Origin of the sequence: Streptomyces sp. NPDC097981 (assembly GCF_040302565.1) — a bacterium.
Lineage (GTDB): Bacteria > Actinomycetota > Actinomycetes > Streptomycetales > Streptomycetaceae > Streptomyces.
Map to the genome: position 1 here is coordinate 1 of NZ_JBEORW010000099.1, position 10,127 is coordinate 10,127.

6 protein-coding genes and 1 CRISPR repeat array are annotated in these 10,127 nt (G+C 68.3%); all 6 genes read right to left on the minus strand.

Annotated elements, in window-relative coordinates:
- Positions 1-199: 199 nt before the first annotated feature.
- The 6 genes from cas3 to casA are packed head-to-tail and all read right to left on the minus strand — an operon-like array spanning position 200 to position 7,901.
- Complete coding sequence (cas3, locus tag ABTY04_RS39235) at positions 200-2,986, minus strand: CRISPR-associated helicase Cas3' (RefSeq protein ID WP_352218219.1); 2,787 nt, start codon at positions 2,984-2,986, stop codon at positions 200-202.
- A gap of 20 nt (positions 2,987-3,006) precedes the next feature.
- Positions 3,007-3,669 (minus strand): type I-E CRISPR-associated protein Cas6/Cse3/CasE, encoded by a 663-nt coding sequence (gene cas6e / locus ABTY04_RS39240; protein ID WP_352218220.1) that lies wholly within the window; start codon positions 3,667-3,669, stop codon positions 3,007-3,009.
- Complete coding sequence (cas5e, locus tag ABTY04_RS39245; RefSeq protein WP_352218221.1) at positions 3,666-4,415, minus strand: type I-E CRISPR-associated protein Cas5/CasD; 750 nt, start codon at positions 4,413-4,415, stop codon at positions 3,666-3,668. The genes cas6e and cas5e overlap by 4 nt, the downstream gene beginning before the upstream one ends.
- Positions 4,412-5,671 (minus strand): type I-E CRISPR-associated protein Cas7/Cse4/CasC, encoded by a 1,260-nt coding sequence (locus ABTY04_RS39250; protein WP_352218222.1) that lies wholly within the window; start codon positions 5,669-5,671, stop codon positions 4,412-4,414. Before ABTY04_RS39250 ends, cas5e begins: the two co-directional genes overlap by 4 nt.
- Complete coding sequence (gene casB / locus ABTY04_RS39255) at positions 5,668-6,297, minus strand: type I-E CRISPR-associated protein Cse2/CasB (protein ID WP_352218223.1); 630 nt, start codon at positions 6,295-6,297, stop codon at positions 5,668-5,670. The genes ABTY04_RS39250 and casB overlap by 4 nt, the downstream gene beginning before the upstream one ends.
- Positions 6,294-7,901 carry a type I-E CRISPR-associated protein Cse1/CasA gene (casA, locus tag ABTY04_RS39260; protein ID WP_352218224.1) on the minus strand — a complete coding sequence of 536 codons (1,608 nt, stop codon included), beginning with the start codon at positions 7,899-7,901 and terminating at the stop codon, positions 6,294-6,296. Before casA ends, casB begins: the two co-directional genes overlap by 4 nt.
- 753 nt (positions 7,902-8,654) lie before the next feature.
- A CRISPR array of direct repeats spans positions 8,655-9,415; the repeat unit is 29 nt; unit sequence GTGCTCCCCGCCGACGCGGGGGTGGACCG.
- The last annotated feature ends 712 nt before the right edge of the window (positions 9,416-10,127 follow it).

Sequence of the window (10,127 nt, forward strand, 5' to 3'; positions counted from 1 at the left end):
ACGTCAACAGGGTCAAGCGGATCAAGAGGGACGGGTACGGCCGGGCCGGCTTCGACCTCCTCCGCCGACAGATCCTCCTCGCGGACTGACGGCCGCGACGCTCCGCGATCGGACCACAAGAAGTGGATCAGAACCGCTTACGGAGACCGCCGTCAGAGCATCCTGTTGGGGTTTCCAGGACTGACCCCAGCTGCCTGTTTCAGGTACGGATGATGCCTTTCTGAAGGTCGAGAGCGATTGCTTTTCCGTTATGTCGGTATGGCTGGATGGTGGCGCGCGTGACGGCTTGGGGAAGCAAAGCAATGTTGCGCAGACCAGGAACGGTGGACCATTCGATGGGGCGGGTGGTGAGGGTGGGGCTGAGCCATTGGCTGTTGATGGGGATGGTCGCGTTCATGAGTCGGCGGATGGTGGGCCGGTCTTGGGGGTCGATGTTTTGGGGGAGGGCGGTGCGTGGGGTGTGGTGGGTGGGGTGCAGCCAGTGGCGGCCGTCGGGGGTGGTGTAGGTGGGCAGAATCCGGATGCTGTCGGCTCCGAGGCGGGTGGCGATCGTGTCGGGGGCTTCGTCGGTGTTGGTGAGGGGATGGAGGTCCCGTATCGATGCGGGTGGACCGATCGCGGTGAGGTGGGCGGTGGCTGTCCGCTGGGCGTCCTCGGCGATGCGTGTCATGTCGTCTTCGGCTGCGAACTCGGGGCCGTAGACCTGGTCGATGAGGTGCTGGACGTCCCCGGGGACGGCGATGGTCAGCTCGTCGCGTGAGGTCAGGAGTTCACGAGTGCGGCGCAAGACGGAGGTCGTGTAGACGTTGCCCCAGTGCCGGGGTGGGAGCTGGCCGGTGGGGGTGAGAACGGCCAGGCGGGGGTGTCCTGTGGGAGCCCATGTGGGTCGGTCATTTCGGGGGTGGCGGTGGCAGCGTCCGGCACGTTGCTGGAGGAGGGCCAGTGGCGCGAGATCGCTGATGACGAGGTCGAAATCGACGTCGAGGGACTGCTCGGCGACTTGGGTGCTGACTACTACGAATGGACGGTCGGGACGTTTGCCGTGGGGGCCGGTCCAGCGTTGGAGTCTTCGCGTAATCGCGGTCCGCTGCCGCGCGGGCATGCGGGCGTGGAGGAGCCGTACCAGGGGTGGGCGGGAGCTGGCGGTGTTCCAGGTGGTGGTGAGGAGGTCGTGGGTGGCCTGGGCGTCGGCGACGGTGTTGCAGACGATGAGTGCGCAGCCGCTGTCGGTTTCTTGGAGGGGGGCCAGGAGACGGAGCAGGGCGTGTGCTCTCCCGCCTTCCACCTTGGGATCGTGTGTGTGTTGGCCACGGCGGATGTTGATGGTGAGCCGGTGTGCGCGGTGTGATTCCAGGGAGTCGGATGTGGTGATGGTGCCGCTAGACCCGCTGGTGTACGTCCAGCCGGGGTAGCTGGGTGTGAGAGCGGGTGCGTCGCTGTGGCCGGCGCCGTGGCGGTAGGCGTGGACGAGGGCTGCTGCGCTTTCCCCGGTGAGTGTGGCGGAGAGCAGGATGACGGGTGCTCCCAGGGCGCCCAGCCATTGCAGGAGTCGCAGGGTGAGGGCGTGGCCGTGGGCGTCGTAGGCGTGGACTTCGTCGATGACGATGGTTTTCCCGGACAGGCCCAGCCAGCGCATGGCCATGTATCGGTGTGGGAGAACGCTGAGTACGGCCTGATCCCAGGTTCCGACAGCGATGCCGGCGAGGAGACCGCGGTGACGGCCGCGGAGCCATTCGGCGACGGTGTCTGGGTCGCAGGTGGCCGTGTTCAGGTCGTTGGGTGTGTATGCGGCGTCGAGCCAGGCCATCGAGTGCAGGAGAGTGACGGGTGGTGGGGTGCGGCAGTTCGCTCGGGCGTGAGCGCGGACTCGCGCCCACATTGCGTCGGTGGTGGCCATGGTGGGGAGCAGGAATGCGAGCCCGTTGGTGCCGGCGGCGGGTCCCATGACGCGCTCGGCATAGAGGGCCGCTTCGGTCTTCCCTTCACCGGGGGGCGCGGTGATCAGGAGGAGCCCGGGGCCGCCGCGGGCGAGGGTGGGGAGGTGGGCGGCGAGGCTGTCCTGGACAGGGTGGAGGTGCCTGCCGCGCAAATGAGGGAAAAGGCCTTCGAACGTACGTGTTCGCCGCCACGTGGGCGGGGTGAGCTGCGCTTGGCGCAGTGCTGCTGGCGCGGCTCGGCGTGCGCGGCGAGCGTGTGTCTCCCAGTTGCCGGCGGGGTCTCGGTCCCAGCGGCGCTGGCGTGCTTGGACCCAGTGGATCTGGGACACGAGCCAGTCGGCGAGGACGATCAGGCCGGTGGTGACTGTGGCGGCGGGCCCGTTGGCTGGGCGGGTGGGCAGTGCGGGAGTACCGAAGAGACTGTGAATGAGACGGACCAGGTTTTCACGTTGCTGGTCCCAGTCCTTGTCCCCCAGAGCGGGTACCGCGCCGAGGGGGCAGGTGAGTTCGCTGCCCTGGTGGGAGAGAGCTGGGGCGTAGGTGCCGTGGTGGCCGCTGATCAGCTGGCCGATCTGGTGGGCGGCCGTTCGGGTGGGGCGGCCGTTCAAAGGCATGCCGTGTATGCGGTGGAGTAATTCCGGGAGTGTGAGGTGGGCTGCCCTCTGGTGGCTGGGTGACCTGCTGCCGGTCGGGGCAGGCTCGTAGCCGGGCAGGCCCGTGACCTGGTCCGCTTCAGGGGCGCAGGCTTGGAACCCAGGAGTGATTTTCCCCAGGTCGTGTAGGCCAGCGAGTGTGACGACGAACAGGCGCGCTTCCTGGTCCGTAAGCCCCCAGCCGTCGGATATCACGTGCCGCTGACGCCGGGTGAGGTAGCGATCCCACAGCGCGCCGGCCATGACCGCGGCGTCGATCGCATGACAACCAGCAGGATAGGGATGGGTCAGACCACGGGCCTTGGCCCACAGCCGTGGTTCGAACGGCACCGCCACTCTGGTAACTCCAATGTCTGGGACGGGGTGGTGGCCTCGCGAGCGGGGCGTGGCCACCACAGCAGGAGAAGAGCGGTGATTCAGCTCCGGTACGGGGCGATCGACAGCAGCCCCAGGCCGTATGCCCTCCCCCGGCCGATCCCCGACGTGATCGCCGCCCTCAGCGCAGCCGGGTCCGTGACGCGCGCGACGCCCTCGAAGCGAATGACGGAGTAGCGGACCGGCTTGGCCGCACCGCGCCTTGCGCGGACATCGCTCTGGGGGATGTCCAGGGCGAGCTGGTTTTCCAGGCCGGCTTTCATGGCCTGCCGCTCCCACCACTGGAGCGCTTCCTCACCCCGCAGCGGGATCCGCTTTCCTCGTTGTCCCGGCACCGACTGGCTCATCGACGGATGGGCGTCGATGCGATACCTCACCACCCGCCCCTCCCTGCCCCATTCCAGGAGCGGGCCGAGGTCACGGTAGGCGATGTCCCGGGCGTATCCGGCCGGCAGACCGTTCCGGTTGATGGGCAGCGTCGACTGGATCAGCAGAATGGGTCCGTCCTGCTCCCGTTCGACGCGGAAGAGGGTGTTCGTCGCCGCCCGGGGCTGCGGGCCGAGATTGTCGGGGAACAATGCCTGAACCCGGTTGTGGAGGCTGGTGGCATCGGTGAGGTCCCGATGAACCTCCCGGCTGCGTTCCTCCAGCCGCAGCTGCGCCAGGTGCACGCTCTCGGTCAGTGCTTGCGGCACGATGCTCATGCTGTCACCTCCTGCCTGTATGCGGTGAGTGCGTTGATCCACTGCGTTCCAAGGCCGCTGTCTGGGGCTCCCGGCAGTTCACGCTGCCGCTCCCACATCGGACGGCGGCTGAACGCGCTGCGCGTCCCGCCTGCCGGAATGTCGCGGACCTCCCCATCGGGCAGAGCCCCGGGTTCAGGCGCGGTGTCATAGATGAAGGTCACTGCCTGTCGGGGCCCTCGCCTGGATGTGGCGCGGTGAACCGGAAGCCGGTCCAGGTCGGCGACAGCGTCCACGACCTGGTCGAACAGCAGGATCGGGGTATCCGGCGTGCAGGACCGCCGGCCCAGATAGAGAGAGAACACGGGCCGGCGCAGTGCCTTACCCACCATTTCGGTGACCGCGGCAGGGCCGGTCACGGCAACGGTGAAAGCCGCGTCCGTCAGGTACCAGCGCTGGGTGAGGATGGTTCCCTCACCGGCCTTGCGGAACTTTCCTTCCGCCGTCGGGGGTGTCAGATGGCGGGGGTAACCACCACCGACGGTGTGGAAGTCCATCTCCCGCTGCCCGGGCCGGTCCACCCTGATCGTGTACCGCAGCTCCTCCAAGTCCCGGTTGTCACTGCCGCGCGGCCGGCCCAGCGCGCAAGCGAACAGACCCGCAAGTGCCGACCTCGTGGGCCACCGGTACGTGGTGCGGACCTCGAACTCCGCCTCGCTCCCCCAGGATTGGACCGGCCCCGACAAGTGCAGGAGCAACCCGCTCACACCTGCTCCTTGGCCACGGTGTCGACCATGCGGGAGATCAGCTGCTCCAGACCATCGATCCGCTCCCCCAACGCTTCGAACGTCTCACCGGCCAGCCCACTGTGCGCATGGGTGACCAGACCATCCGTGCCCAGGAAGCGGTGGTGAGCTGCCGCGTGCTCGTCCAGCCGGGCCAGCGATGCAGGCACGTACCCCTTCGTGCTGTCAGGTACCGCGCTTTCGTAAGCGCCGACCAGGCTGACGGGACGGTCCGAGCGCAGCGCGACGTACACCAGATGCGGCACCGTGAACGGCGCCGTCCCCGAAGCCTTCGCCGGCAGCACCGTGGTGACGAACGCCCGCAGGAACTCGGCCGTCACCTGCAGACCCGTCTCCGTATCACCGTCGAGGTTCCCCACGAGCTCGCTCACATTCAGCGAGGCGTACCGGTAGAACGTCGCCGACGTGTACCGGTTGTCACCCATGTGACCGGCGCCGGTCTCCGTACCTTCGTCTTGCAGGATGTCATCGACCGCTGTGAAGTAGTCAAGCTGGGTTGACGCAGCGTGGGTGCTCAACCCATGCGCCATCTGCACCGCCCCGTCGACCGTCGACCCGGCCTCGTTGGCGAGCATCCGCCCGAACGCCGCGACCGACGCATTCCGCGACTGCAGAATCTTCAGCACCTCCGCCTTGGGAAGGATCTTCGCCGCGTACTTCGCCAGCACGCTGCTCTCCCCCAGCACCGGCTCCTCAGCCTCGTCCAAATCCGGATCCGGATCCGGCCCATCGTTGCTGACCCTGCGCGTCGCCTTCTTCGCGGCCTTCTCCGCCTCGGCAGCGGCATCGGAAGCCGCCTGCGTGATCTCAACACGGTGCTGGTCTGCCAGATCAGCCAGCTGATCCAGCGCACTCTCAGGCAGGAACAGCAACGCATTCGTGCCCTGACTGTCGGCAATCCCGAGACCCTTCACCCCCGCAGCCAGGATCAGCATCTGCCCCGCCGTCAGCGCAACCTCCCCATCCCAGCCACGACGCCCGAGCCGCTCCGCAACCGCCCTCGGTACACCCCGCGTGCGCACCGCCCGGATACCAGTCGCGTTCTCCACAGCACGCCGGGTGTGACGCTTCCCGTTCTGCGACGACTGCCGCGCCCGCATCACCCCGCCATACCGCGCGGACTTCGGAGCGCCCTGCCGATCACGGTTCAAATTGGAGTACGGGTAGGACTGGATCAGGTGGACGTCCAGGTACAGGCTGCCGGGCGTGAGCGTCACGACGAAGTCTCCTCATTGGTACGAACGGATGTAGGGGCGGGGGCGTAGAAGGCGCGAGCCCATTCGATACGGACGTCCTCAGCCCACTGGGACCAGCGCGTCAGATCACGCAGCAGCACCGGCCACTGCACCGGGACACGCTGTGAACGCAGCAGGGACACAGCACCCGGCAGATCCCGGTACAGATCCTCAAGATCCAACTGTGCGATCTGCGAGAGAGCACCGGCGGCCGCCTTCTGCCTCGTCGCCCCGATCGACGCCGCCCGGGCATACGACCAGCCCAAATTCTTGCGACGGTCGGCCCGCTTCGGCGCCGGCTGCGGATTCGTACGCTCGGTCCGCGGATTCGGCGCATCATGCACCGCATACAGGCTTGCCACCAGCAAGAAGGGGAACTCCGCTTCCCGGGTTTGCGAGCGGGCAGGAATTCCACCGGCCGGCAGCAGATGCACATACATCTGCCACGGAGACGACAGCCCATCGGCCAACCCCTGCCGCAGGTCAGCACGCCCACCCGGCGTGGCACACGCCATGCGGACCGTCCCCATGAACCGCTCATAGCGGTCCGGCGGGCTCGACATCTGTCCCGGGACAACCACCGTCCCCGGCGAAACTTCAGCGGTCACGACTTCTTCCTTCCTGAACGCGGGTGGGTAAACGACGACCGCGCCCGCGCCACGGGCAGCAATCCCTGAGGCGACGACGCTGCCTCCCGCGTCACCGAATCGAAGATCTCCAAGCCCAGAGTCCGAAAGGCCGGCAACCCAGTACCGTCCTCGCCGATCGCCGACCAGAACATCGAGTCAGCCCGATCCCAGAACTCCGACGTCGCGGCATCCGCCCAGCCACACTCCTTCTCACCGGGAGCCAGCTCTTTCCACGCCCCACGCAGCGCCTTGGCCATGTCGGAGGCCGCCAGCTCGGCCCCCAACCGGCACTGGGCAACCCGCGCAGCCCGCCCGGGGTGCCGTGACGGCAAAAACGGCGCAATGCTCGCCGGAGTCGTCACCCCGAACCACTGCTCATCCCGGTCCTGTTTCTCCTGGTGACAACCCAGCGCGCGCACCCGCACATCAGCCAGCGCGGCAAGCACGTCGGGAGGCAGATCCGCGAACACTGACAGCCAGACCGGCAGCACCTGACCCTTGATGCCCGCCGCGGCCGGATCCCGGGCATGAAGGAACGCATCGAAATCCCGCAGCAACTGCCGCCGCCAGCTCGCCCGCACCGGGCCGCCTTTAGCCCGGTCGATCACAAACGGATCCCGTGCGGCCGGCAGGTCCACGCGGCTGCCCCACGCCACCCAGCAACCGGTCACCTCCGCCCCATCCCCGGACGCAGCGAGCAGCACATGATGGGTGGCACGACCCACGAGCAAAGACACCGGACCCGAGACCGCCGCAGGTACCAGCGGATCCTCCAGCTCACTCCGCTCCCAAGGAGCCAGATCGCTCCCCAATACCTCTCCGCCCAACGGAGGCGGGCACGACAAGACCAGCGACACGAACAGGCTCTCGCCCCGCGGATGGAACGACACAAGCGCCCTCAAAGGCGCAGCTTTCATGTTCTTCGAGTCCACACCAGCGTGATGGCGCTGCGCACCCAGCCCGGAAGGCCCGTACCCGCGCCACGCCAGAAGCCACCCAAGAGCCTCCGCGGCAGGAACGGGATCGTCCTGGGGAGTCCGGTCCAGCCACGGCTGGTTCGCACCCGAGGGCCGGGGCATCACCAGCCGGCCCGGCGGCGCCTGACGCGAACACTCATCTGCCAGCCGCGGATCCTGCATGAACGGCCGCTGGCCATCAAACAGATCGAACCGCTGAAGCCACCGGTCGAAGTACGAATTCACTGCCCCCGGATCAAATCTGCCACCCGCCAAGAGCTCATCGAACCGCTCCTCCCACTCCTCGCGGCCGCCCACGTCCAGCCCGCCGATCCGAACGGCCAGCGCAGTCAGCAGCCTCCGCAGCACCGACTCGACCGCAGGGTTCATCACCTCAAGGTCCGCGATCAGGTGAGCGCCCAGCAGGGCACTGCGTAACCCGACCCAAACCCGGTCTCCAGGCTGAGCACCCGGCAGGACAGACTCCAGCTCCTCAGGCTGGGCGTCCTCACGTAAGAGGACCATCAGACAGGGCCGCTCAACCACATTCCAAGCAGGCACCACCGCACACCCCCACACATGATCACAGGCACACCGACAACCGTGCGGCAGACCCGATCGCCCCATGACCAGCGACGCTAGAAGCCAACAGCAAGGCCGTGCAACCCGAACGGCTCAAGCCAGACGAACTGTCAGAGCCACCCGATAAGGTCCAGTGACCCCACCCATGGCAACTGACTAACCCTCCCAAAAGGGACTAGGGTGAATCAGGTCAAAACGACGGATCTATCCAGCCTCAGATGCCTTGCGCACTCCCGGCGTGTGAAAAGCGAATCACCTTTGGCAGATGCCACCCCCACCAGATCCGCCGCCCAATCACCGGGACCCCGGCACCTCGCTCAGCACCGCTGCTCGCGGAACTCCCTGGTGAAACGACAATGCCTGGCGGCCCACATCGCACCCTGACGCCCCGTCTCTCCTGTTGCCGGACCACTGCCTTGCACCTTTGTCAGTCCCGTTCCACCCGCAACGGAGTACCGTCCTCTACGGCACCTTGAGAACTGAACATGTACTGCCTGGTGCCTGCCGACGCGGGGGTGGACCAGGGTCCGCCGCCGCTCCGATCGGTGGCGCGATCATGATCCCTGCTGGCGCTGGGGCGGTCCGATGTCGATCGAGGAGGAGGGCCTGACGCGCTAGTGTCCCCGCCAACGTGGGGGTGAACCGGCCTGCCCCGCGGCGCAGCACTCGACGGCTACGTGGTCCCCGCCGACGCAAGAGTGAGCTGGCCGACTCCGAAGCAGCGAGGATGTAGCGCTGGTGGTCCCGCCGACGCGGGGATGAGCCGGTGCCGGCGATGCGGTCGGCCTCCGCGGACTTGTGGTCCCCGCCGACGCGGGGGTGGACCGCCAGTACAGCGCTCCCGGCCCCGGCGGTGGCTGTGCTCCCCGCCGACGCGGGGGTGGACCGCGGTTGGTTGTAGACGCAGGTCGCGTGGAAGGGTGCTCCCCGCCGACGCGGGGGTGGACCGCACCCCATCCTCGGCGGCTGGATCTTCGACAAGTGCTCCCCGCCGACGCGGGGGTGGACCGCTGCTGGACCTGGTGATGCGCCGGAGCGTCACGTGCTCCCCGCCGACGCGGGGGTGGACCGAGACCCAAGGACACGGTGTTGAGCTTGATCGGGTGCTCCCCGCCGACGCGGGGGTGGACCGCTCGTGTACGCCAGTTTCAGCGCCAACGCCTTGTGCTCCCCGCCGACGCGGGGGTGGACCGGTGGCCGCCCGGCAGTGCGGCAGCAACAGCGAGTGCTCCCCGCCGACGCGGGGGTGGACCGCTCCACCCGGCCGCTCCTGCGGTGCGGTGCCGGTGTCCCCGCCGACGCGGGGGTGGACCGGTGAGGGCGTCACCGCCGGTGCCGCTGGGCTTGTGCTCCCCGCCGACGCGGGGGTGGACCGGAAACGTGGGTCTGCTTTGACGAGACCCATCTGTGCTCCCCGCCGACGCGGGGGTGAACCGCAGCTCCGCGCCGCCGGGGTCCTGATCCCGGGGTGCTCCCCGCCGACGCGGGGGTGAACCGCCGCCAGGGATATCACGCCCCACGAGCTGACCGTGCTCCCCGCCGACGCGGGGGTGGACCGGCTGAGCAGGAACTGGCCGCGCGTTCAATGGGGTGCTCCCCGCCGACGCGGGGTGGACCGCGCCTGGTGCGTACCCGAACCGGATCCTGTGCTCCCCGCCGACGCGGGGGCGAGCCGAGCGCCATCCGGTCCGTGGACTGGACCCGCCGGTGGTCCCCGCCGACGCGGGGGTGAACCGCGGACGATCCGCCCGCTGTACGGCTGGACTCAGTGCTGCCCGCCGACGCGGGGGTGAACCGCACGACCAGGCCGCGCCGTGCATTTGGCGGCGCGTGCTCCCCGCCAAGCGGGGGCCGCGGTTCAAGGAATCCACCGCTCCCCACCCGCGCGGGGGTGGGCCGGCTTCCTGGCCGTCGTCCAGGTCCCACTGGACGTGGTCCCCGCCGACGCGGGGGTGAGCCGTAACGGACCCACTCACGTGAGTGGGCATGAGGGTGCTTTCCACCGACGCGGGGGTCGACCGCCCAGGCCCGGCGCGTGTTTGATCGTGCCCCAGCACTGCCTGCCGACGCGGGGGTGGACCGGAAGCCACCTCGACCACCGGCATCCAACTGCCGTGCTCCCCGCCGACGCGGGGGTGGACCGAAGGCGACCAAGCTGCACCGGATCGCCGAGGAGGGTGCTGTCACGTTGACCGGTGAGTGAGATGATCTCCGGGTTGGTCGTGGTTGGGAGGGGCCTGTCGTGGCGAGCGTGTCGCCGTCGTACAAGGG